Below are 23,975 nucleotides of genomic sequence, written 5' to 3'. Positions count from 1 at the left end.
TTGCAAGACTGCCCAAGCCGAATTCGGTGTCCTTCGCGGGGCTGCGATTTGTCCGCGCCATTCGACGCAAAAAGTAGCGCGCTTCAATTTGAGCTGGCGTAAATCAACTTAGCTGAAGTGTTGCACAAAGCTCCTGGGCAGTCCGTCGTTACGCAGCACGACCGCACAGCGCACGAAACCACCTGATAGAGGTATTGGGCTGCCTCGTCCTCGCGGTAGATCTCGCTATTGGGAGTGAGACGCTTCGGTCTCGGAATTATGCCAAATGGTCCACGACGATGAGGTCGCCCACGCAAGACGCTGGTCGGATGGCGTCTCATCTCGCTAGAACTGGCGGCCTGGGCGTGCATGGCGGACCTATCTTACCAACGTCGATTCGACGCAGATTGGCTGCTCCTGACGAATTGGGAAATTTGGATGTTTTCCCTAGGTAGAAGCCCCTAAGTATTTACACGTAAGTCCATGAGCGGGGCGTCTTGTATGGGGCGGCGCGGTCACTTGGTTGCTCAAACATGCTCAAATCGGATTAGGAAGCTGCATGCTGGCTTCGTCGGCCGCGCACTGCCGTACCCCTGAAGAGCTCCAGCCAGCCGAAACGTTATCGTCCATCGCCACTTTCGGCTCGCCGCAGGAAGTCTTGTTCGGCGCCTTGACTTTGATCCTCGTCAGCATCGGTCGGCCGCGGAGGTGACGGGGCCGATGTTGACGGCATCCTGATCGATGTACGCTGGCGTGGTGACGTGCTTGATGATCATGCGATAAGTACGCATGTGGACCGAGTTGGGGTCTAGCCCGGATCATAGGTCTCGGCTCGCGTGACATATTGACCTGGCGCAACGGCCGGCCTGGGTGTGTTGCATCGGCAGGCGTCACCGAAAACATGATCGGCTCGGTGCGCGCGAAACCCGCCGTTCGTCAGCTTGATGCATGAATAAGCCATTCACGCTATTTTGCGCTGCTGCTAGAGTCCCGCGGTAATGGCGATCCGCATCAACTCGGACATGCTGCGGACATTAGTCTTGGCCATCAGGTTCGCACGGTAAAGCTCGACTGTCCGCGGACTGATGCCGAGATCATGGGCTATCACTTTGTTAATCTTGCCGGCTAATAGTCCCTGCAGGACGTCGCGTTCGCGCGACGAGAGATCCGCGAGGCGGGCTTCCGCCTGCAGTTTCGCTGCGTCGGCTGGCTTTGTTGGCCGCGCTTCCAAAGCACTTCGCACGCAATAGCACCTCCTCCTCGAACGGCTTCTCGATGAAGTCGACCGCACCCGCTTTCATCGCTTCGACTGCGAGCGATACGTCGCCTTGACCAGTTATTAAGAGGACGGGGCAGTCGGCGCGATCGGCTTTCACTTTTCTGACGAGTTCGAGACCGCTCATAGCCGGCAGACAGATGTCTGACACAATGCAGTCAACCGGACCGCTTGCGACGTCATTGAGAAACGCGGTCGCCGTCTCATAGGTTGCTACGTAGAAACCATTAACATCAAGCAGAAACGCGAGCGAGTCCCGCATAGCGGCGTCATCGTCGATCACGAGAATGCGCCGCCCAGTCATGTGTCTTCACTAAGCTCCGCAATCGCGCGGTGAACTGAAAGATCCTGTCGCCGCCCGGATTCCTCGTGGCTCGATGATCGTCCAGCAGATCGATAGCCCCACACCCATGCCATGCGTGTTAGACGTGACAATGGGCTGGAACCGGCCGTCGCTGATGCAGAGCAGGGTAGCGAAGCTCCCCCAGTCCGCGGCCGCGGCGAAAGCGGGAAAAACGACCGGAAGGTAGATGATCGTGCCCGTGCGGTCCTGAAGATGCGGACTAACGCCCGTCGCAGCACGAGAGCCAACGCGGCGTCTGCCGCGCCAGGCCAATAGCCGTACCTGATGTGGTCCGACATGTTTCTGGCAGGCCCTCTCATTGATCAACTCTACATTGTTTACCACGAGAGGCCACCCCGAGGCAGTCCCGGCCTCAACTCACGCCAATCTATTGCGCAGGATGGTCGCCGCTATCCGGGCCAGATGCGCCAGTGCGTCGGCTGCACGGCGACGCGTTCTCCGGTCTTTGCCTTAATCCAGCCGTCGAAGATCCGGCGGCAAGGAAAGACCACCCGGTGAATGGTGTTACCCTCGATCACGGCAATCTCCAGATCCCGATCAAAGGGCGGCGCAGTTTCGAGCCGCTCCCAGGTCAGGTCGCCACTAGATCCTGGACGGAGTTCATCGCTGCGGGCTGACAAATTCAGGCAACCTTCTGAACACTACGGACGAGATCGCTTGGCGTGCCGCGCGAACAGGCTCAACTCGGTATAACCTAGGCGGCGCGTGCTCTCGATGGGGTCGGCCGCGGCCGGGATTTTATCGGCCGTGGCGCCGTTGAACCTATCGTGCCGGGACATGATCCGCTCGCTAACCGAAATATTAGGATTGGCGCTGCGAAACAACTCCCGGGCTTCGGTCGAATCGATCTGGATCAGCTCAAGCCCGCGGCGGTTGGTATTCATCGTTGTCCTGCAGAAGTTAAACTGGACTGCGCTGCCACGATCTGGCCGGCGCCGCGACAAATGTCGCCGTAGTCTGTCATGTCGAAACATCCTCCGTTGGTGAAAATCTCCGTCCCACGGCGTCAGCGCGGGGCGTTGGGTTGTGATGACGTCAGCCGCGCCCTTGCGAGCGGAGCGGCATCCCCAATCGAGAACGGGAAGACGCCGGAATTTTCTTGACACCATTCGGATGGGCCTAGTTGCGCTCGGCGCCGATCATCGCGCCCGTCCGCAGGTCGATGAAGTGGACGCCATCGCACGCGGCGCAGGTTATTGTGAGCAGGTCATCGGCACGCGGCACGGGTGCGCCCGGCAGCAGTCCTTGAACTCGGTCGCCGGTATCTGGACATGAAAAGATGATGGGGCGCCAAGTCTTTCTGTCTGCCATGTGTGTGACCTTGGACTGGAAGCTCACGTCTATCAGTAGGCAGTCGCCGCAGAATTGATACAGGTCAAAACGAGCTGATGCGCGTCCAAAACGGCCAAGCTCGAGCGGCTGCTGCGAGCCCGACAGGCCCGCGTTGGCAGGCGACATGTCTCAACTCGGGCGATCCGCCAGGGTCCCGCGTTGGTCTGCAACACGCCAGCGTGTAGCCGGGTTGATTTGAGGCGCATCCCTCGCGATGGGCCACGACAGCATCTGTCCTCAATGCTGCGATAGCCAGCAAGCAGATAGTCAATTGATCGCTCGCTTCGCATTGTCGGCAGCCTTGCTGGCGCTGATCCCAGATAATCTTTGGCGCTGAAGTCCGGAATCTTGGCCTTATCAAACGTTGGCTGCGACAAGCCTGACCATCGGCTTTGCTGTCGGGGCGGCAGGGCGGACCGTCAGAAGGTGGGGCGGTTCGCCTCATTGGCCCACGATCACGTGCGCGTAGTCTCGCCGTCGATAGCCCTGGCCGCCGGCACGCCTCAGAAAGGCCTCTGCCCGGTCATTCGCGCAATGACCTGGTGTTTGCGGCAATGCCTCGTGAGACCACCAAATATCGCGTGTAAGGTTCGCGGCGTCTCGAGCCTCCATATTGCTAGCGGTTGAGTATGGGATCGATAGAGATCAATAGCCGGCATCTCGGGCGTGACGGCGCATGCTGCTCTCGATCCTCTCTTCGAGACATTCCCCAATTCATCGGCACCCCAATTTGTTGGTCGAGGGCTTGAGCAGACCAGAAGACGCTGTCCCTCGGTTCAAACAGAGTGCGATCTGCAAAGCTAGACAGATAGAGATAGCGCGGCTTGCGGGACAACAGGAGCGCGCGGGCCGCGCTGCCAAAGTCTCGACTTTATCTCGACGGAGCAGCGGACAACCAAACCTCTTGGGGGTGCTGCTTGAGGCAGATCAAATATTCTTGAGGCGCCAATGGCAGGATGGTGGATAAGCAAACCCACAAGAAGAGGGGGCCATGCCTTCATTTAACGTTCGGTTCATTAAGACCGTTTGTGACGATACCGGTCACGAACATCGTGCCTGTCAGGCAGCGTTTAAGATCGATGCCGCCTCGCTAAGTGCTGCTGCACAGCAGGCGGAGACCGATTTCTGCAAGCAAAAGAGTGTCCGCGATTGGACAGTCTTCGCCGATGTGATCGAGCTTCGAACCCCGCCTGCATTGCCGCCGGCATAGGCTGGTTAGCTTGACTTTGGCGAGAAGTCTGCGAATTGAGTTGTGGGGTCAATCTGTAATCTAAGCGTGATCCCGGACAGGGTCGTGTCGACGGTCGATTCGAGAGAACAACTGGTGATGCTTTCGTCAATTCGGCGGGCACCCTGTTGTCTCACCACACCTAAGCGGACCTCGCTGGACGGTTTGCCGCCTGCCGTTCAATGGGGTCTGCAGCGCTCCGCCAAGCATCGTACCGGCAGGGCCATCCGGATCGAAGGACCTGCTCCCACAAGTCGGTCTTGTTTGATCCAATGTCAAAAACAAGTCTGCCTCCGGCAGCTATGGCTGTTTCGAAGGGTTAGGCTTGGTTGTCCAATCTGCACACATACCCTTGACGGTTTAGACATCTCCTCAGCCGGTTACGCGCGGGCCTGTCCCAGACATCCGAACCGGCTTAGTTGAGCTCGCAGGACCTCGATGCGATCGCACGTGACCTTAGTCTGTTCGTATCCGCCTTTCGAACCATGGCGCAAAGACCGGGCTCTCCTGAACTCTTGAGCAAGCGCCTCGCACTTGGCGGTGTTTCCGAGAATGCGCTTGCTGCCGCAATCCAGACTGCGATCCCCAACGCGTGTGTGGCCTGTGTCAGACCAAAGTCCGCTGCGCCGCCGACCTCGAGAGCCAACACCATGCAAGTCCGCTCAAAGACTGCCCGAACGAACAGACCCGGCGCGATTGGTCGTGAGATATCCTCCGGCTGCTCTTTCGCGATTCATCGCGCTCAATCAGTTCCTCACCGAAGATCTTGACTCCTGAGCATGCCCTCATTCAAAGAAGGCCGATACAGGACAAGCCCATCGCCGCCTCGAAATCCACGACATAGTGAAGCAGCCCTTATGTCTATATTCGCTGTTTCTGCCTACGTTTTCTTCTTTGCCGCAGCGATGGGACACGATCCGGCGTTTACGTTCTGCGTATTGCTGGCTTTCGTCGCCAGCCTGGCCGCCGCCGCCGTCGTCGTCCTCAATCGCCGCTATGAACCGCCGGCGCGACTACCCCCGGAGGAGATCAAAGTTCGGCCGAACTACAACTCGGTCCGATCAAATTCGCCTCAGCGACGGCGAGGTGGCCGCTGGATAAGGGAAATCAGTCTCAAAGGGCAAGGCGTGTTGCATCCAGACGCTCAACACAAAAGAGTGCGCTCCACCTGCTCGGGCGTATATTCGTGACAAGGGCGGCAATATTCTTAAAAACGCGGATGGTCATTATCGTGTCGATCTGACGAGGCCCCGATAAGTGGATCTGTTAGCGACAATAAGGCGTGAGAAGCTCCTGTGTTCTCGGCGATGCGGAGCACCTGAAGGAGAAGCGGGATTGCGCCATGCACCCTCAAGTGCGGCAACATCCGGAGAAAACTCGCGTAGAGTTCTTAATCGCGACTGTTGCTTCGATATCACCAAATGTATGAACCCGCGATCTACGCTCGTGTCTGACGAGGGACGACATGTTTGATGTTTATTTGAACGGAAGGCGCGATCTTTTGGTCGTTCCGCGAGGCTTTGCGATCCCCGCGGGGTTGGACGGCAATTGGAAGCGAAAGAAGCGGGCGGTGCGTTTAGTGAGCGATGCCATTCGCCAAGATGTCCAACGGCGCGGTTACCACCGACGTAGTTTGACCTCAAATCGGTCGGAGACGGCAGTTGAGACCTCGTCACAAACGTAGCCAAGGCGGCTATCTCCGCTGACCCTTTCTTCGAAACACTATGGGCAGAAAGCATGACCGAACTTATACGCTGGCGCGAGTTCCGATGAGTGCCTCTTTTTTACGGTCGTCGCTCCGAAAAAAATGTGTTACAGGCGCTCCTCTCAGAAGGAGCATTCATCGTGAATAAAGCAACCAAGAAACGCGTTAAGCGGCGCGAGTGGACGAAGGCAGATATCAAAGAGCTCAAAGTCCATTCGAAGGCTCGGACCCCGGTCATAAAAATAGCAAAAATGACCAAACGCAGCGAAGGTGCGCTACGCCAGAAGGCCTTAAATCTCGGAATCGGACTCGGACATCAGCGGTAATTGTGAGCAACGCTGGCTAGTGGCCGGTAGGGCGGCTCGCGGGCCGCCCTCTTTGGCCATACAGACTTTGTCGCACATTAGCGTTACCGACCCGCGCTGAGAGAATTTTTCAGGCACGTAGTGGATGCCTTCAATGTCGCGGAACGTGCTCCAGCGCTTTGATCAAGTTTCTTGGAAGGCGGTTTCGACAGCCGCTTGCGATGTATGATCGCGAGTGAAGAGATAGGCTTAGCCATAGCCCTGTCTCGAAGATAAAACCCCAAGACACTCGGCCCCGGAACGCATGCGATGGTGCCACTACGCCCAGTCCTTGGCGCGTTAGTTCGAGAAGCTGACCAGTCTGAGAGGAACTCCTGTAGGGGCCGAATCTAGCATCCGTTCGGCCAGCAGCTTCTTCAGCTTCGGCGAGGCAGTCTTGGCCGCGCTGGGCCGAACACATCGGCTGATCGCTTTAGCGAAATGGAAACAACTCGCGAATGGGGCATCCTCGAAGCTCGTGCCAGACTAAAGTTTGGGCGTAAGCGAACCTCTCCGAGCCTATTGGCTAGCTCGAGCTCCGAGGCAATATGGCGCGCTCAACAGCAATTGAAAAAGCGCTCTGTTAGCTTGATAGATGGCGGCGGGGCGGTTAGGTCCTGAACCCGTCATCACCTGAGCGCCCTAGGCGTTGTGAACGGACCACAACCATCTTCGACCGCGCTGCTTCAAGACATATTCGAAGGATGGGAGACTCATGTTAGCGAGCTCCATTTCTGAAGGTCGTGCGTTTGATCTTCTGAACGCCAGAGCGGGCCCTTTCCAGGCCAAGCCTCACTGTAGCAGCCTTGGCAATGAACTCGCTTGATCGGTCAACGCCGCTTTCATCAAAAGCGAGCTCAACCAGGGCTGCCTGTCGTGGCTCCAAAGTCGGAGATGCTTGCGCGTTTTGGCCGTCAGCGACATCTGCCCGATCCGGGCATCGTCTGCGGAGGACTTATGCCGCAGCAAACCGTTTTTCTCTAGCAGCTTTGAGTGGGTTGTCACGAAGGAGGGGTCGACGAGCATCAATCGTGACACCAGGTTGACCGGTACACGCATTTCTTTGCCCAAATAGTTCACAGCCATCAGGATCGTCCACCGTGGCCGAGTGATGCCCAGCACATTTAATTTGGCAAGTTCTTCGACGCACGAATCGATCTGATCTCCCACATAAATGACCGGACAATCTCGTCTCCGTCAGTAGAGATGAGGCCAAGCGCGCTTGCTGGATCAGGTAGATCCGGAGGCATCTTAAGTCAGGTTCCATCGTTTACAAGTCTCCTTGCGCCCGATTAAGGGAGGGGCAACGCTCCAAGAGCAGGAAAATCAATTACTTGGTATAACTCGGAAGGATGGGCTGGCGAACAACAGGCTGGCCGGACTATGGAGTGTCTTGGCGGACCAAGGGCAGCATTCACGCTTGCGTCGGCAGGGATGCGCGCTGACAAGATTGCTGCACCTTGCCACGTGAGATGTCCGCGACATGGTCTGCTTCTTTGCCGAGCTCGCCGAGCCGTCCGCTCTTTTGCCGAACTTCTTTGGTGTATGCCGAGCATCAGCGAGGTTGCATGTCGCATTTACGTCTTCCTCAGCAACAGGGAGCTGTGATTATACGTAATAACCTTCCCATGTGCCTTGGCGGTCTTCGGCAAACGTCTGTATAGTTCGTTCCAACCTTCCCATATCCGCAATCAATCTTCGTGTAGTTGAGCTGGCTCGTGACTTCGTTTCAACTGTCGAGTAATCGAGGACGCGATTGCGGTGTCTTTCTGTATCCAGCCGATCGATCGAACTGAACGGTTCTCAAGTCATGAGTGGCAGACAAAATTCTGGTCGTTTTAGCGCTTTGCGGCTGGCTTTCTGTCGATCAATCGAGCGAGCGCCGACAGGGTTCGCTTTTCAAGGACGAGGCGTCTGAACGATGAGCGGATGTTTTGGCCGTTCGCCTGCGGTGTGCTTTCTCCTCGGTCTTCCACGATCCGGGACGACACTCCTGGCGCATTTGCTGCAGCACCATCCAGACATTGTGGCTCCGCCTGAACCCTGGTTGATGCTGGCGGTTGAAGCATTTGGCAGGGTGGATCAGCGCCATCCGGCGGGTGGCTCGCTGATTGAGGCCGCGACCTCTGAATTCTTGGGTCGGATAGATAGCACGATCCCTAGCCGCGCTTTTGCCGATGCAGCCTATGATCAGTATCTGGCACAAGCGGGCAAGCGCATCATCCTAGACAAGACACCACGCTATTGGACGGCGCTTGAGTTTCTTGAATCTGTCTATCCAGAGGCGCCACACATCCTTCTGATGCGCAATCCCTATGCCATCGCGGCTTCACTGAAATCGACGTGGGGGGTCCCACTGCGGGCAGAAAGCTCGCATCCGGTCAGCGTCTCCAGTCTCGTCGATCTCATGCTCCGTCTGCCCGACGGCATCATAACGTCACTCGCCGATTTGGTTCTGGGCCTTCCCAAGCTCGCCGCCCACCGCACTCGCCCGCGCACACAGTTCGTGCAATACGAACTGTTCGTGGCGCATCCGGACGAGGAAATCCGGCGTCTGTTGAGGGGCCTCGGCTGTGATCCAGCGGCCGTCGCATCGGCGGGGATGAGACAAGCAGATTATCTTCGATCGAGTAGCTTCGGAGACCGAAAAATCTTGGAACGAAACGCCGTCGACCAAAGCTCTGTCAAGGCATGGCAATCTCAATTGAGCGTCGAAGAGATGCAAACCGTGACCGATCTGGTCGGCGCCGAGCTTCTGCTAGAACTCGGATATGAGCAGGAACTGGTACATGCACAGCAAGCCGGAGTCCTGGATAGGGGAGGGGAGGTAACTGAACTTTATCGTCAGGTATTCCGAACCTGGTGGGATTTGCGAAGCTCCAAGGCGGGAGCATTATCCGGCCCACCTCACGCTGGAGAGCCGGTCCACACGATGGCTGCCCAGTTGCAACAGACGCTGTTGGCGTCAGAAGCTGATCGAGCTGCGGGGCTGGATGGCATTCGCAACAGCGAAGCGGCTATCGAGATGCTGCGAGGCGAAGTCGCGCGGCTTGAGCGGATCCTCAATATCCGCTAACGGATCTGAATGCTTGCGAATAAAACACGCTGGCTGATTTAGCCATTATCCTTAACCCGCACGAGCTGATCTCCCGATCAGGTGTGACCCAGGCGCCGACCGCACCAGCGGCGGAATGCGATATGCTCCCGCGTCTGCAAGTCTCCTCTCCAGTGGGGCTTGAGCTCATCGACGAGCCATGCGTCTTGGCCAGCCGTTTCCGCCGCGGATATTCCCACTCTAGGCTGGAGCCATAGAACGGCGAAGAACAGAGATCCTGCATCGAAAAGAAGGCACATGCTACCGAAACATCTGCGCCGCCTCGAAGCTGAATCGATTGAAATCATGCGTGATGTGGTCGCCGAGTTCAAAAGGCCGGTCATGCTTTACTCGATCGGAAAAGACTCAAGCGTAATGCTGCACATTGCAATCAAGGCGTTCTATCCGGCAAAATTGCCGTTTCCCCTGCTTCACGTTGACACGACCTGGAAGTTCCGCGAGATGATCAGCTTCCGGGACGCGACAGCCAGGCGGCTCGGCCTCGACCTGATCGTCCATGTCAACAAGGAGGGCCTCGCGCGCGGGATCAATCCGATCGATTCCGGCTCCGCGCTCCATACCCAGGTGATGAAGACCGACGCGCTGAAGCAGGCGCTCGACCTCCACGGATTTGATGCTGCCTTTGGCGGAGCGCGGCGCGATGAGGAAAAGAGTCGCGCAAAAGAACGGATACTCTCCTTCCGTTCGGCCGGACACGTATGGGACCCCCGTAATCAGCGGCCGGAGCTCTGGAACTTGTTCAACACACGGATCCGCCAGGGCGAAACCATGCGCGTGTTTGCGATGTCAAACTGGACCGAGCTCGAGGTGTGGGAATACATCATGCTCGAGAAGATTCCGGTGGTTCCGCTCTACTTCGCAAACCAAAGACCGATAGTGCGTCGAAATGGTGCGATGATCATGGTCGATGACCAGCGATTGCCGCTTAACGGCGACGAGACGCCGGAAATGCGCATGATCCGCTTTCGCACGCTTGGATGTTATCCTTTGAGCGGAGCTATTGAATCCGATGCGACGACGATCGAAGATATCGTCGCGGAAATGCAGACTACGACTGTGTCGGAGCGCCAGGGACGCCTAATTGATGCCGACGAAGCCGCTTCAATGGAGAAGAAGAAGCGGGAAGGCTACTTTTGATGTTTACGAATCCGGCAACAGAACTGGTCCCGGCCAGGACGAAGGATCAGCTGCGATTCATCACATGTGGCTCGGTGGACGACGGCAAATCGACGCTGATCGGCCGATTGCTGCACGACAGCAAGATGATCTACCACGATCAGCTCACGGCGCTGGAACGCGACAGCATCAAGCATGGTAGCACCGGCAATGACATCGACTTCGCGCTGCTCGTGGACGGGCTGGAGGCCGAACGGGAGCAGGGCATCACAATCGATGTCGCCTACCGCTTCTTCACGACGCCGCGGCGCTCCTTCATGGTGGCCGACACTCCCGGCCACGAGCAGTATACCCGCAATATGGCTACCGGCGCCTCGCATGCCCAGCTCGCCATCATCCTGATCGATGCCCGCAAAGGCGTGATGGTTCAGACCCGCCGCCACTCCTTTATCTGCTCGCTGCTCGGTATTCGCCATGTCGTGCTGGCAGTGAACAAGATCGATCTTGTGGCATATAACAAGGAGTGCTTCGATCGGATCGCCCGTGACTATCTGGCCTTTGCCGCCGGTCTCAGCTTCACCTCGATTGTTCCGATCCCGATCTCGGCCCGCTACGGCGACAACGTCGTGGACCGCTCCGCTCATGCCAACTGGTATCATGGTCCCTGCCTGCTCGAGCATTTGGAGAGCATTGACATCCAGTCCGGCACCGCAAGCCAGGCTTTCCGCTTTCCGGTCCAATGGGTAAACCGGCCAAACCCGGATTTTCGGGGCTATGCCGGGTCGGTGGCTTCCGGGAGGATCTCGACAGGAGACGAGATCGTTGTCGCTGCGTCGGGGCGGACCACGCGCGTCAAGCGGATCGTGACCCACGATGGTGACCTCGTCGCCGCCGAAGCCGGGGATGCGGTTACCATTACACTGGAAGACGAAATCGATATCAGTCGTGGCGACATTCTGTCGCGACCGGACGACCGACCGAAGGTGGCCGACCAGCTTGCTGCTTATGTGATCTGGATGGACAAGGAGCCGCTCGCTCCCGGACGCAATTACGTCCTGCGGATTGGACCGCAGACGATTTCTGGCAGCATTACCACAATTAGGCATCGAATCGACGTCAACACTTGTGAGCATCTGGCCGCCGGGACGCTTTCCCTCAACGAGATCGCCTTCTGCGATGTTGTGACCGCAACGCCCGCCGTATTCGATCCTTACGACCTCAATCGAAAGACCGGATCATTTATCGTCATCGATCGTTACACGAATCGTACGGTCGGGGCCGGCATGATTGCCTTTCCGCTACGGCGGGCCACCAATATTGCTAGGCAAGCGCTATCCGTGGACAGGAGGGAGCGCGCCGCGCTCAAGAATCAGAAGCCTTGCGTCATCTGGTTCACTGGCTTGTCTGGCGCGGGAAAGTCGACGATTGCCAACCTTGTTGATCAAAAGCTGTTTGCGATGTCGCGGCATACCATGCTGCTGGATGGCGACAACCTCCGGCACGGATTGAACGCGGACCTCGGTTTCTCGGAGACGGATCGCGTGGCGAACATCCGGCGTGTCGGCGAAGTTGCCAAGTTGATGGCGGACAGCGGCTTGATCGTGATCTGCTCGTTCATCTCGCCCACTAGGGCCGAACGGGACAGGGTGCGCAGCCTGGTTGGCAAGGATGAGTTCATAGAAGTCTTTGTCGATACGCCGCTCGAGGAATGCGCGCGGCGAGACCCAAAAGGTCTGTATTCAAAGGTGAGATCCGGCAAGATCAAGAACTTCACCGCGATCGATTCGTGCTACGAAGCACCAACGACACCGGAGGTTCATCTCAGGACCATGGAGCAGACCCTAGAGCATTCAGCGGAAGCGGTAGTGGATGTCTTGATGGCGCGGTCAATTCTTGATGGTTAGAGGTCCCTCGCGTCGCACCATCGATTCGCACGATATCCCGCAAGCCCGGCCAAGGCGAACCAGCTCTGGCGAGCCTGCGATCGGACTTTTGGCTCTAAAGGAACAAAATGGTCGCACCCACTCGTCGATTGCCCGCTTCCGGTTATGTGCTCGAAGTGGATGGCCAACTCAAAACCGAGTACGCGAGCAGAGATGGAGCATGGGCGGGAGCGGAGGAGCTCAAGAAACGCCGTCCCATGCTCCAGATCAGAATCTACGATGTGAAAACAAAGTCCAGAGAGGAAGTCCGACTTCCAGTAAGTTGAGTTTTCGCTTGGCGCTTCTTGCTGCGCGTACGGCCAGCGACACGCCGAGCTCCCGTTAAAGCCGAGCCGGACAGCGTCTCGGCCGGCTTCGATCTCTCGCGCAGTATGAGGGGCCTCGGTTTCCGGGCTTGGCCGCATCCGGCGAGCGGGCACTTGTTTTCAGGACCCGAACTTGGCAGTCGACCACCACTCCCTCCTGTCGCGGCCATGCCGGCTTTCGGCAAGCTTGCCTCGGTGGCCCGCCGCTCGACGGCGGACAACGCCTGCCTACACCCGCGCCTTCGCATTGCGAGACAAAGCAGCCGCGAACCTTAGCCATCCCGTGCTGCGCTACGGACTTCCGCGCTTCGGGTTCTGCTTCGTACCGCCTGCCGTCGTTGATCGCCATGAAGGCGGCCATGGCGCGGCCGAAAAGGCAAGGGAGCTCATCCATGGCAAGCGACAAGGACGATCTCTTGATGATCTGCTCTGGTCAACCGTCAACCTGTTCGACCGCGCGGTAGACCGCGTCGAACGCGAGCTCGCCATCAACGAGCAGGCGCTGCAGAGGGGCCAACGCGAGCAGAACGGCTGCGAAATGCGATCCGTCGAATCAGAGCGCCTTACCGCCGAGGTACTTGCGCTCCATTGAGTGTTGGACGCGATGGAACTCCTTTCACTTTGGGCCTTACGATTCGGACCAGCCCGTCAACCGCGGCACGCTCGCCACGGCGATGATCGTTCGTGAGACTTTCTCGCCACGAAGAGTGCAGGCCCGAGAGATGCTGCTAGCCTAACGATCGCGCTCACAGAGGGACACGTGCCACTCATCTGGAGTCGAGTCGACCTGGTCCTAGCAAAGCAGGACGACAGGTTCTGCGTCACGGCGCCTCACCGAAAGGTCGAACTGTTCGTTGCTAAAGCGACAGCAATCGCAAGGTCGCTCAGATTACCTTCAAGCCGGATTCGACCACAGCCTGCCAAGGGCGCTTCATTCAGCGCAACGACACCTGACAGCGGCGGTCATGTGCGACGAGGCGTACACTTTCCAGGTGCCAGCTATCCAGGAGGATCTCGGCGGCATGGCGGAGAAGCTCGGTACCTCCATCTGCGGTATGGCGAGGAATACGTGAACGGAAAGGCTGGCCATCCTTACCTGCTGGTATGCGGCCGCAGGCGGAATGCCGAATGTCCTGATGTCGAACTCTCAAAATACTTCAGCTCGCTGTGAACCTCCGCACTCCGCTGCCTACGTCGGCTTGTCGCCGCCAGATGGGAGTACGTCAGGAAAAAAATCTTACGAGAAAATCCCCGGAGAGGGTTGAAACGCCCCTAACGTCAAGTTGTACGATCTCGAAATGGACAGCGACAGTCATCAGCGTCCCAAACCTCCAACGAGCTACGAAGTGCGAATGCATCAAGTCTCAAGCCCATGCATCAGACTCCCGCTGCCTGCGACATCATCAAGTGTGCCATGCCTTAATCTGCATCCCGACGCGATGATCCGGCTGCATCGCTTTCCTAATGTCAGGTTTGCCTGAATGACGCAGGTTCGCACGTAAGTCGGTCGGTCCACCTGCCGCTTCGCGACGCAAGAAGGCGACCGCGCTCACGCCTGCGCATGCGTGATGGCTAGATGACAGCGCGCGTCGCCGCCGGTTGCGTTCGAGGGCGCGGTCGCAAGGCCAATATCTTGGAGGTGATGAATGGTATCGGTGAGCAGCTTTGTGAAAGATCGCTCTGCATCTGCGATGAGATGTGGAGGTTGTCATCCGGCAGGGTTTCGGACACAGACGCGAAGCGCGCCCGCAATCTATGGGCATCTGACCCGAAGCTGTTGAACGGAGGAAGTCGACACTCGCCACAGGGGTTCCCTGGTGGGGTGGGCGTACTCCAGGTCTATTGAAGAATACAACTTGAGGAGGAATGGTTTGATAAGACAGCGCTCTTTGCTGACGCCTGGTCCATTGTCGTTATCGCTGGCGGTCAGGAGCCAGATGCAGCTTGATCTCGCATCGCGCGATTGCGAGTTCAAGGAAGTGACCGCCTGCATGAGGCGGCTGATGCTCAACTTGCTGGGAAATGCTGACGACTATTCGGTCGTGCCTATTCAGGGAGGGGGCTCCTTTGCGATGGAGGCCGCTCTCTCTTCATTTGTGTCCCGAGCCCACAGGCCGCTCGTTTGCATAAACGGCATCTATGGCGAGCGTATTTTGCAAATCTTGCGGCTGTGGGGCGTCGAAGCACTGAAGCTTGTGAAGCGAGCGACCGATCCTTTGGATCCTCAAGAAATTGGCGAGCATCTGAGCCGAAATCCTGGCGTTACGCACCTGTGCTTCGTGCATTGTGAGACGACAACCGGAATCGTCAATCCGCTGGACGCGATCGTGGAGGAGGCGAGAAGACGTGGCGTAAAGACCATCGTCGATGGGATGAGTTCCTTCGGCGGCCTTAATATCGACCTGAGCCAGCGTGGACCTGACGTCCTGGTCACGTCGAGCAACAAGTGCATAGAAGGGCCGCCGGGAGTGGCGTTTGTCATCGCGTCCCGCGAGCTGCTGGAGAATGCGGTTCAAGAACCGAGGTCGTTTGTCCTCGACGTGAGAGATCAATGGCTCTCGCTCGAGCGCACCGGTGAGTGGCGGTCGACCCCTCCCACCCACATCGTTCAGGCAACGACAAAGGCCCTGAAGATTCTGCACGAGGAGGGCATCGATGCCAGACGCTGCAGGTACGAAAAGGTCAGGGACGATCTCGTCAAGGAACTCGAAGGACTGGTGTCTCCGCTGCTGTCCGCGGACTTGCAGTCGCCGGTCTGCGTCGCGTTCAGTGCGCCGTCGGGAATCGTGGACCAGGCAGGATTCGATGGGCTTTATCGCCACTTGGCGGCCCACAACCTTTACATCTACTCAAAGCTGCATCTTGCCACGCGGAGTTTTCGCGTCGGTTGCATTGGGGAAATCCAATCCAGCTGGATCGAGCAGTTGGGGTGCGCTTTTCGTACATATTTCCGGTCCGGTCAGGCTCGGTTAGCAAAGCCGATGTCGGGCCAAGAGGCATGCGGGGCTCGCATAAAGATGCCGGCTCGAGTGGCTGGGGACCCGCGGCTGCCGTTTTCGGCCGAGACTGCTGTTCTGCATGCGGGCTATCGGCGAGACCCGGCGACGAAAGCCGTCGCAGTGCCGATTTACCAGAATACGGCTTATGAACTCGATGGCGATCTCAACCACATCGCTGACGTCTACAACGTCAAGGCCGATGGGTTCACCTACACAAGGATCATCAATCCAACGACCCGCGCGCTGGAAAGGCGCTACGCCGCCGTCGATATGGGGAGCGACTCGCTCGCCGTTGCGTCAGGTCAAGCAGCGACGTTCCTTGCGATCGTCAACCTGTCAAGTGGCGAAGTGGGGGACAATGTCGTCGCCTCTCCGTATCTATATGGCAATACCTGGAACCTGCTCCACAACACATTAAAGCGTCTTGGGATCAGCGTGAGGACGGCCGATCCTCGAAAGCCCGAGACATTTGAACGTGCCATTGATGATCGCACGATATGCCTGTTCGGAGAGGTGATTTCGAATCCTTGTCTGATTCCGCTCCCCGTCAAACAGCTGGCCGAGATCGGCCGAAAGTACGGCGTGCCTTTGGTCGTGGACAATACGACGACGCCACTGGTATGCCGGCCGTCAGATCTCGGCGCTGCTATTACGACGTACTCCGCAACGAAATATATATGCGGCCACGGTACGACGCTCGGTGGACTGATCGTTGACAACGGCGAGTTTAGCTACCGGGGAGCCTCTCGCTTTCCCTTGTTCAACCGTCCCGACGATGCGCATGGCGGAGTTGTTTGGCATAATGCGGTGCGCGATGTCGACGATCTTGGAAGGAGCGAGTTTCTTCTCAAGGCTCGCATGACCTGGTTGCGCGATACCGGCGCAGCCATCGCCCCGTTTGCGAGCTTTCAACTGATCCAAGGGCTTGAAACGCTGCCACTTCGCATGAAGCAGCACTGCGCGAATGCCAGGATCGTGGCCGACGTTCTCAAGGAGCATCCAAAAGTGCGCCGTGTCTTCTACCCCGGGCTCTTCGAAGGCGCCGATCGGGAAACCGTTGAACAGACACTCAATGCTGCATACGGACACGGGGCGATGGTCATGTTCGAGGTGGAGGACGAACAAGCCGGGCGCAAGTTCATCCAGAACGTCGACTTGATGTATCACGTTTCGAATGTAGGCGATGCCCGCACGCTCGTGACCCATCCTGTCTCGACGACCCACACCACCGTCCCGCGGGAAAAGCGCGAAGCCGCCGGCATATTTGGCGGCTCGATCCGGCTTTGCGTCGGCATCGAAGATGTCAACGACATCCTGCGCGATCTGGACAAGGCGCTTTCCGCAATCTGACAACCTGCAAGGCGATCAGGAGGAGGTTCTCATGAATCAGGCAGACGCTTGGAAATTGAGGTCATCACGCTATGAGGCCGTTCAATTCAGCCGAGAAATCAATAAGCAGCTCTCCGAGCTCAGGCCCGACAACATAACGGGAGCGGCTTATATTGCCAAAGATTACGCTGTCATCACAGCGTGTACGCTCGCGACTGTGTCGGTCTCATGGTGGCTCTACCCGCTGGCCGTCCTTCTGATTGGCGCCTATCAGCGCGGATTGACAACCATTGCTCATGATGCGGCTCACCGCACGCTCGCGAAGAACACGACCTGGAACTACGTCCTGGGCATTCTGTTCGCTTCCTATCCCTTGTTCCAGCGCCACTGGGCCTACCGGATCTCGCACGTCTATTTGCATCATCCCTATCTCGGAGATCCGGACAAGGATCCCGACCTGAAGTTCTTTCTGGCCAGCGGCGTTTACAACGTGCAGCCTCCGGAGCGGTACGCTTTCAACATGATCTGGAAGCCGATCTTCGGCGGCGCGACAGTAGCGTATCTGAAGTATCTTTGGGCCAATCGATTTTCGATCACAGATGTCGAGGAGCAGAGCCGCTCAGGCATACTTATCGACAAGTATGGCTTCTATCTCTTCTGGATCAGCATCCTGGCCGGGTCATATGCTGTTGGGCTGCTCCATATCGTCGTCCTGTTTTGGATCGTGCCCTATCTCACCACGTTTCAGGTCCTCGGATGGTTTATCGAGCTAGCCGAGCACTCACCTATGTGCGAAACCGAGACGCAGAACGTCTATCTCACCAGGAATCGGAAAGGAAACTTCCTCGAACGAGCCATCCTCGGACAGAATCTGGATGAGTACCACCTTGAGCATCATCTTTCGCCGGGCATCCCGTTTTGGCTGTTGCGCAAAGCTCAGAAAATCCGAATGCAGGATCCGAACTATGCGAAGGTTGCCGCGACCTGGGGTGGTCTCTTTGTCAAGGGACCTCAAGGTCAACCTAGCGTCATAGGTCAGTTAAAAGAGCGAAATCGACGCTTGTATGAGCAGGCCGTTGCCGAGGTTCGCGCGCGAGGGCAGCTCGCGTGACGTTTCTACGGCCAGAGAGCACCCGAGCCGTGGTCGGCGTCACTTCGAACCGTCTTCTGGTCGATGGTGTGCATCGCGACTGGTTGCGGCGCAAGTACTTGCAGGCACTCCATCGTCATGCGGGAGTGGCTTGCGTCATATTGCCGACGATCGACGCCGAAGATGCGAGGGAGGAGATCGCCCCGGCGATCATGCGCCGGCTCGACGGCTTAGTGTTGACAGGTGATGAATCGAACATCGACCCCGCCGTCCTGAGAGCGCCTGCGTCCTTGACGCAGGCTGATCGGCAGGACGTTGAGCTTGGGATCCTTGACCGTCCGCGGGACAGGCTCTCTGCCGTAACTATAGAGAGCGCCATCGCGCTCGGAATGCCTATTCTGGGCATCTGCCGTGGGCTTCAGGAACTCAACGTCTATTTCGGCGGCACGCTCCGCTCATCGCTTGCGGAGTGGAAGCCGGAAAGTGGCGCGATGCATGCCGAGAAGCCAGATCGTCCAAGAGACCGTCAGTACGACGCCGCGCACACCGTCAGGATATGCTCCGATGGCGCGCTCTTTCCAATCGCGCGGACGATCGAAGCGCAAGTCAACTCGCTGCACAATCAAGGCATCGAGGCGCTTGCCCCGGCGCTGAGGCGCGAGGCGTGGGCGCCTGACGGTTTGGTCGAGGCGGCTTCGGTCATTGGCGCCCCGACGCTCCAAATCGGTGTGCAATGGCACCCCGAATGGCACGTCTCAACCGATCTCCTCAGCAAGCAACTGTTCAAGGCATTTGGAGAGGCGTGTGTTGGGTACTACCGAACTAAGAAGAACTAGAGGCAGGTTGTGACATTTCAAACCAAACGTGGTCCGTGCACGTCGAAAGGACACTCCCTCGGAGCCGAAGCACGCGTCCGGTCCTGCGAGGGCCGTGCGCCGCCTCGCGGGCACAGGAAGACTGGAGGATTGGCGAATCGCTTCGTTCTGGGAGTCCTATTTGTGGCGCTTTATGTCGTCGTGAGCGCGGCAGGCGAGGTTTATGCGGCGTCGTATTTTCAGCAAGCGGATGTGTTCGTCGCGCTCCTGCTGACCTTCGCTGTGGTTTGTCTGATGTTCAATCTCCTGGCTCGCCAGGAAGGACGCGAGGCAACGGTGGCGAAATGGTCGCTCCTCGTCTTCGTCGCGCTCAATGTCGTGACAGCAATCAGCTGGATCGGCCTATTTATCGGACTGAAATACGCTGAACCTGCGATCGTCATCGCCTTCATGGTGGCGCTGGGGCCCACCGCAACAGTGTGGTTAAACGCACTGATCAGGCGCCAGGGTGCCCCTCCAGCATCCGATATTGTCGTGAGCGTTACGATCGCAACGATCGGGAGTTACATGATTTGGATCTCGGCCAGCGGCAACGCAGGCGTGGAGTGGGGGGCTCGATCGTCCTTCGGCATCGTCTTGGCGATCGTGGCCGGCCTATCGCTGGCCCTTACAAATATACTTGTCAAACTGCTGTTCGATCGTGGGTTTTCTGGCCGACAAGTCCTGGCGCATCGCTTTTATGGAACGATTCTCTTGCTGCTGGGACTGGTCGACCATTCATCTATCGTGCCTGAGATCTCGCAGCATTGGTTTGCGATCGCGGCAATTGGGCTGTCGACGATCATTGTTCCTTTGCTCTTGATCCAGCAGGGCATTCGCCGGGTAGAGCCCTTCACCGTCAACATGGTCCTGTCCACCGCCCCTATCATCACCTTCCTGTTCCAGTACTTCGATTCTCGCATCGTGCCTTCGTTACATACGTTCATAGGAAATGCTCTCATTACGGCTGTCGCTGTCGGAAACATCTACTTGCAGTATCGGAGATCCGCATGAAAGAACGGAGTTGTGTAATCGTAGACGCATATTCTACCGGCCGATACCTACCGGAAGAATTCAAGCGCTATGGAATTGGAACGGTGCATGTGATGTCGGCTGCACAGATTCCGTCCATATTCCAATCGCATTTCAATGCGGATCTTTATGATGAAGTCATTCGCCCCACCGAGCGCATGGGATATGACGACATCGTTGATTATCATCTTCAGGCTCTCCATGGCCGGGAATTGGAGTTCGTTGTCGCGGGCTGCGAGACCGGAGTTGAACTCGCCGATTCTCTGTCGGAGCGGCTTGGCTTACCATCAAATGGGACTGCGCTATCCGCTGCTCGGCGTGACAAAGCGCGATTGTCTTGCGCGCTGACCTTTGCAGGCGTGCGATCGATCAGACAAGTCGTGTCCGACAGTCCTGTAGAGATCGCGAGCTGGAAGCGTGAAGCGAAGTTCGATCAGATCGTGATCAAGCCGCTGAACAGTACGGGTACCGAGGATGTATTCTTTTGCTCGACAGACGCTGATATTCAGCGGGCTGTGAGCGCAATTGTCGGGAAGACGAACCGTGTCGGAGCGTTGAATCGTTTTGCCCTTGGGCAAGAAAAAATAAACGGCCAGCAATATACCGTAAATGCCGTCTCGATCGAAGGGGAAGCCTTCGTTACGGAGGCGTGGACCTATGACACGGTTCCGATTGAGAGGGCATCATCGGTCTGCTCACTTGAGAGATTGTTGGGGGGCAACGAACCAATCGTTCAGGAACTGTCCGACTACTTGGTGCGTGCGTTGCAGGCACTACAGATCGTCGACGGACCGGCTCATGCTGAGATCATCGTCGATCATCGGGGACCGGTTCTGGTGGACTTCGGAGCGAGGCTTCAAGGGACCATGTCGGCAAAAGCACGAACGATGGCGTTGGGGCACAACCATATGACCTTGACGGCCTGGCGTTACGCAGATCCCAAGGGCTTTGGTGAATATATGAGGCTGCGCGGGCCCTACAAGCGGCAGGCTCACGCACTTTGCGTCTCGCTGATCTCAGATATGAGCGGTGTCGTTGCCGGTTACCCGGGACTCGAAGCAATCCGCAAGCTCCCGAGCTTCGCGGATGCCATTGCATTCGTCCCGATTGGTCAAGAGCTAGTTCCCACGATCGACTTAGTGTCGACACCAGGCATCGTTTATCTCGTGAATAGCGACTTGACTCAGCTTGAGAATGACTATCGCAAGTTGCGAGCAATGCGGATGGACCAGGTGTTCGATTTGGTGATGCAGGATCGCGACTGATGCCAACTGATCCCAGGTTGACCGGAGCGAATCCAGCCCGCGCGGCGATGGTCGGCTTAAGCGACTTCGATGGCGTTCTGCGAGGCAAACACGTCTTAGGTGAAGATCTCGCGGGTGAAGATAAAGTTATCAAGTTCTCTGAAGCGGTGCTGGCGTGGGATTGTACGGACCGGGTCATTCCGGCCAGTTTCACGCAAAAGCCGCTATCGGCGTTCGGAGATGCTGACCTGCGGATTTTGTCAGGCACCGGCCGTTCGGTGTCTCATCTCGGCGATCAATATCTCTATCTCGCGGAGTTCGCGGGCGCACATGAGAACATCTGTCCGCGCGGTGTTCTGCGTAAGGTCCTGCGAAGGACTGCTGACCACGGATACGACTGCACTGCCGGGTTCGAGTTTGAATTTATGCTGTTTAAGGAGAACGCAGACACGATTGAAGACAAGCCGTTCGGCGAATGGGCTCCTTTAACGCGCGGCCCGTTCGGCTACTCGATTGCGCGCTCTGTCGCACAACATGAGCTGTTCGATGAGATCTTGGCGATTTGTGAGAAGGCTAGAATACCTCTCAGCGGACTACACTTTGAAACGGGACCTGCCGTTGTCGAAGCGTCACTTCGTCATTGTGATGCGCTGGAAGCCGCCGATCGAGCAATCATATTCAAGTCGATGATAAAAGCCTGGGCGCAAACGCGAGGCATGATGGCTACATTCATGGCCAAGGTTTCCGAGAAATGGCCCGGCCAGTCCGGCCATATTCACATCTCGATGTCCTCGGATAGTAAAAATGTATTTTACGACGGTGATGCGTTAGGCAACGTCTCCGATCTTATGAGGCAATTCATCGCCGGACAACTAGAATACATGAATGAGTTCTGTGTGCTCGCTGCGCCGAACGTCAACAGCTACAAGAGATTGGTACCTGGCTGCTGGGCACCAATCTGTCCAAGCTGGGGCCTTGACAACCGCTCCTGCGCGGTTCGCGCCATTCCGGGAGAGCCATCTGCGCATCGCCTGGAATATAGGCTGCCTGGCGCAGACGTGAACCCGTATCTCGCGCTCGCATGTGCGATTGGTTCAGGAATATTGGGCGTCGAGACAGGTCCGGAACTACCGGCTTCGATCGTCGGTGATGCAAGCCTGGAAATGTGTCGTCCGTCCGCGAGGCTGCCTCAAAGCCTATCAGAGGCAACATCTCGGTTTGCAGAGTCTGCAGCGGCCAGTGATGTCTTCGGAGAAAGGTTTGTTGAAGCGTTCGCTTGCTCGCGCCGTTGGGAGTGGGAATCCGTTCAACATCGGGTCACCGACTTTGAACGTCGGAGATACTTCGAGATCATTTAGCTTGAGCTCTTCGCTAGTTCTGAACCTCCTTCCGTTGGCCGGTGCCGGCGCGACCATCGCGGCTGTCTGTGCCGCTGATGTTGAGCTTCATACAGAGCAAGTGTGCGTTACTCGTTAAGTGAGGACCTTGGGAACGGTGAGGAGGTCTGCTATTATCTGCTCTATGGCAGCAACCGCGATTGCTCCGTTCTAGCAACGAACAACACCATTTCCATTCGCATCAATGAAGACGTTCTCGACTTCTTCAAGCGGGAAGGCATGGTCGATTATGCTCAGAGCACGAGCCGAAGAGGCCCGTGATGCGCGACGCTGTAGCCGAGCCGCAGAGCCACGCAGGACGCGAGGCTCACCATTAATGGGGGCAGCGCGACCAGACGATGGCTTAGCCGCCGCCGGCCACAACGAGGCTGGCGTTGATCGGTGCTGACTTATACTCTTGGCGCGGCGCTCTGAAATCCCATCAGGGAAGAGGTCCCAGTCACCTTGGGTCCATTAAGTTCATGAGAGAGCGATGGCGGCGAACGCTACACGGCCATCTTGGGACCGAAAGGCCCCAACGACGTTCAACTCATTCATCACCCTCGGCCAACTTTGCCGAGTGAAGCTGCGGCACCAAGGACTTCCTCAGATATCTATGGCGGTCTTGCGCCAGGGTTTGATTCGCCGGCACTTTTCGAATGGCGTGAGGACGCTCCTTCGGCGCTGGCGCCAAACCTTTCCCTGCCGTCTGCCGCACCGGCATCAGGCCATCAGCCACTCCCGCAAGTGCCTGAACTGAGAGAGTTGTTCGGCGATCACTGGACGCACGGCCCCCAAGAGGCTTCGCCTGTCGTGATCGACATATTGCAGAGCCTAGGTCTTCTGCCGAGCCGGGATGTCCCAATGACCCGTTTCTTAGTCCACGGTCAGCCCTACACGGCCGAGAGCCTACCGGGAGGCCGCGTTCTTCTCTTCCATCGGCCGCAACTTGGCTGAACGGGGCTCGTGGGCACCTAGTGTTTCGGCACAGAGATTTTGAGTCTTTTTGCTTTCGGCACTCTGGTAGATATTTTAGAATAGAGAGCGGCCTAATTTGGTGCGCGCCTTCTCGATCGCGAACATCCAATTGATGGGTGCGCGCTCGGCGTTGCGGCGTTCTCCCATGCAGCGGTCTCTCTGACGAGATGGGCATAACTGTCGATGCGCCGGTCGAGACACTGACGGGCGAGCGCGCTAATCTCGATCTCGATGATGTTGAGCCAATTGGCATGCTTCGGGGGCAATGAAATTCGCGCATGCGCTCGGCAAAGTCGACGGCGGCCGGTGCTAGATGGCCTTCACTGGCCACATACCCCATTTGTACCTTTGGAGTGCACCACATGC

Annotated in this window: 17 protein-coding genes and 1 pseudogene; 13 read left to right on the top strand and 5 right to left on the bottom strand. The window is 57.4% G+C overall.

Annotation, left to right across the window (positions count from 1 at the left end):
- Positions 1-961: 961 nt before the first annotated feature.
- The 4 genes and pseudogenes from I6F36_RS32095 to I6F36_RS32085 all read right to left on the bottom strand — a co-directional run bounded on the left by I6F36_RS32095 (position 962) and on the right by I6F36_RS32085 (position 3,077).
- Positions 962-1,559: pseudogene (locus I6F36_RS32095) on the bottom strand (response regulator).
- Between the two features lie 449 nt (positions 1,560-2,008).
- Positions 2,009-2,137: a hypothetical protein gene (locus I6F36_RS39760; protein WP_275945328.1), complete on the bottom strand. Its 129-nt coding sequence runs from the start codon at positions 2,135-2,137 to the stop codon at positions 2,009-2,011.
- 123 nt (positions 2,138-2,260) lie between these two features.
- Positions 2,261-2,503 (bottom strand): hypothetical protein, encoded by a 243-nt coding sequence (locus I6F36_RS32090; protein ID WP_225145064.1) that lies wholly within the window; start codon positions 2,501-2,503, stop codon positions 2,261-2,263.
- 235 nt (positions 2,504-2,738) lie between these two features.
- On the bottom strand, positions 2,739-3,077 hold the full coding sequence (locus I6F36_RS32085; protein ID WP_225145063.1) for a hypothetical protein: 339 nt from the start codon (positions 3,075-3,077) through the stop codon (positions 2,739-2,741).
- Between the two features lie 865 nt (positions 3,078-3,942).
- On the opposite strand from I6F36_RS32085, the gene I6F36_RS32080 reads away from it, so the two are divergent.
- The 3 genes from I6F36_RS32080 (at position 3,943) to I6F36_RS32070 (ending at position 6,210) form a co-directional block, all read left to right on the top strand.
- A complete protein-coding gene (locus I6F36_RS32080) occupies positions 3,943-4,161 on the top strand; it encodes a hypothetical protein (protein ID WP_225130907.1) in 219 nt (72 codons plus the stop codon).
- Positions 4,162-5,036: 875 nt separating this feature from the next.
- A complete protein-coding gene (locus tag I6F36_RS32075) occupies positions 5,037-5,369 on the top strand; it encodes a hypothetical protein (RefSeq protein ID WP_225145062.1) in 333 nt (110 codons plus the stop codon).
- A 655-nt stretch (positions 5,370-6,024) separates the two neighbouring features.
- Positions 6,025-6,210 (top strand): hypothetical protein, encoded by a 186-nt coding sequence (locus I6F36_RS32070; protein ID WP_225145061.1) that lies wholly within the window; start codon positions 6,025-6,027, stop codon positions 6,208-6,210.
- Positions 6,211-7,020: 810 nt separating this feature from the next.
- On the opposite strand, the gene I6F36_RS32065 is transcribed toward I6F36_RS32070, so the two are convergent.
- A complete protein-coding gene (locus tag I6F36_RS32065; RefSeq protein ID WP_345944124.1) occupies positions 7,021-7,350 on the bottom strand; it encodes a MarR family transcriptional regulator in 330 nt (109 codons plus the stop codon).
- Positions 7,351-8,149: 799 nt separating this feature from the next.
- Here I6F36_RS32065 and I6F36_RS32060 point away from each other — a divergent pair.
- From I6F36_RS32060 to I6F36_RS32015, 10 genes are all read left to right on the top strand, one after another.
- The gene (locus I6F36_RS32060; RefSeq protein WP_225145060.1) at positions 8,150-9,304 is read left to right on the top strand and encodes a sulfotransferase; all 1,155 of its coding nucleotides are present in this window, start codon (positions 8,150-8,152) and stop codon (positions 9,302-9,304) included.
- 210 nt (positions 9,305-9,514) lie between these two features.
- Positions 9,515-10,480 carry a sulfate adenylyltransferase subunit CysD gene (gene cysD / locus I6F36_RS32055; protein ID WP_225131002.1) on the top strand — a complete coding sequence of 322 codons (966 nt, stop codon included), beginning with the start codon at positions 9,515-9,517 and terminating at the stop codon, positions 10,478-10,480.
- The gene (cysN, locus tag I6F36_RS32050) at positions 10,480-12,363 is read left to right on the top strand and encodes a sulfate adenylyltransferase subunit CysN (protein ID WP_225145059.1); all 1,884 of its coding nucleotides are present in this window, start codon (positions 10,480-10,482) and stop codon (positions 12,361-12,363) included. The genes cysD and cysN overlap by 1 nt, the downstream gene beginning before the upstream one ends.
- Positions 12,364-12,840: 477 nt before the next feature.
- The gene (locus I6F36_RS32045) at positions 12,841-13,299 is read left to right on the top strand and encodes a hypothetical protein (protein ID WP_225145058.1); all 459 of its coding nucleotides are present in this window, start codon (positions 12,841-12,843) and stop codon (positions 13,297-13,299) included.
- A gap of 1,225 nt (positions 13,300-14,524) precedes the next feature.
- A complete protein-coding gene (locus I6F36_RS32040) occupies positions 14,525-17,056 on the top strand; it encodes a 2-aminoethylphosphonate--pyruvate transaminase (protein ID WP_225130891.1) in 2,532 nt (843 codons plus the stop codon).
- Between the two features lie 31 nt (positions 17,057-17,087).
- A complete protein-coding gene (rtxC, locus tag I6F36_RS32035) occupies positions 17,088-18,146 on the top strand; it encodes a dhydrorhizobitoxine desaturase (RefSeq protein WP_225130889.1) in 1,059 nt (352 codons plus the stop codon).
- Between the two features lie 29 nt (positions 18,147-18,175).
- Positions 18,176-18,961 (top strand): gamma-glutamyl-gamma-aminobutyrate hydrolase family protein, encoded by a 786-nt coding sequence (locus I6F36_RS32030; RefSeq protein ID WP_225130887.1) that lies wholly within the window; start codon positions 18,176-18,178, stop codon positions 18,959-18,961.
- Positions 18,962-19,090: 129 nt separating this feature from the next.
- On the top strand, positions 19,091-19,993 hold the full coding sequence (locus I6F36_RS32025; protein WP_225130885.1) for a DMT family transporter: 903 nt from the start codon (positions 19,091-19,093) through the stop codon (positions 19,991-19,993).
- Complete coding sequence (locus I6F36_RS32020; protein WP_225130883.1) at positions 19,990-21,276, top strand: ATP-grasp domain-containing protein; 1,287 nt, start codon at positions 19,990-19,992, stop codon at positions 21,274-21,276. Before I6F36_RS32025 ends, I6F36_RS32020 begins: the two co-directional genes overlap by 4 nt.
- Entirely contained in the window at positions 21,276-22,613 is a 1,338-nt protein-coding gene (locus tag I6F36_RS32015) for a glutamine synthetase (RefSeq protein ID WP_225130881.1), read from the top strand. Before I6F36_RS32020 ends, I6F36_RS32015 begins: the two co-directional genes overlap by 1 nt.
- The last annotated feature ends 1,362 nt before the right edge of the window (positions 22,614-23,975 follow it).

This window comes from Bradyrhizobium sp. BRP19 (assembly GCF_020194195.1).
Taxonomy (GTDB): domain Bacteria; phylum Pseudomonadota; class Alphaproteobacteria; order Rhizobiales; family Xanthobacteraceae; genus Bradyrhizobium; species Bradyrhizobium yuanmingense.
The sequence above is the reverse complement of the archived record's forward strand: the minus strand, read 5'-3'. Positions and strand labels throughout refer to the sequence as shown.

Bases quoted from the DNA above. Each gene is read 5' to 3' on its own strand.
- I6F36_RS32090 (WP_225145064.1), bottom strand. From the start codon at position 2,503: ATGAATACCAACCGCCGCGGGCTTGAGCTGATCCAGATCGATTCGACC.
- I6F36_RS32085 (WP_225145063.1), bottom strand. From the start codon at position 3,077: ATGTCGCCTGCCAACGCGGGCCTGTCGGGCTCGCAGCAGCCGCTCGAG.
- I6F36_RS32080 (WP_225130907.1), top strand. From the start codon at position 3,943: ATGCCTTCATTTAACGTTCGGTTCATTAAGACCGTTTGTGACGATACC.
- I6F36_RS32075 (WP_225145062.1), top strand. From the start codon at position 5,037: ATGTCTATATTCGCTGTTTCTGCCTACGTTTTCTTCTTTGCCGCAGCG.
- I6F36_RS32060 (WP_225145060.1), top strand. From the start codon at position 8,150: ATGAGCGGATGTTTTGGCCGTTCGCCTGCGGTGTGCTTTCTCCTCGGT.
- cysN (WP_225145059.1), top strand. From the start codon at position 10,480: ATGTTTACGAATCCGGCAACAGAACTGGTCCCGGCCAGGACGAAGGAT.
- rtxC (WP_225130889.1), top strand. From the start codon at position 17,088: ATGAATCAGGCAGACGCTTGGAAATTGAGGTCATCACGCTATGAGGCC.
- I6F36_RS32020 (WP_225130883.1), top strand. From the start codon at position 19,990: ATGAAAGAACGGAGTTGTGTAATCGTAGACGCATATTCTACCGGCCGA.
- I6F36_RS32015 (WP_225130881.1), top strand. From the start codon at position 21,276: ATGCCAACTGATCCCAGGTTGACCGGAGCGAATCCAGCCCGCGCGGCG.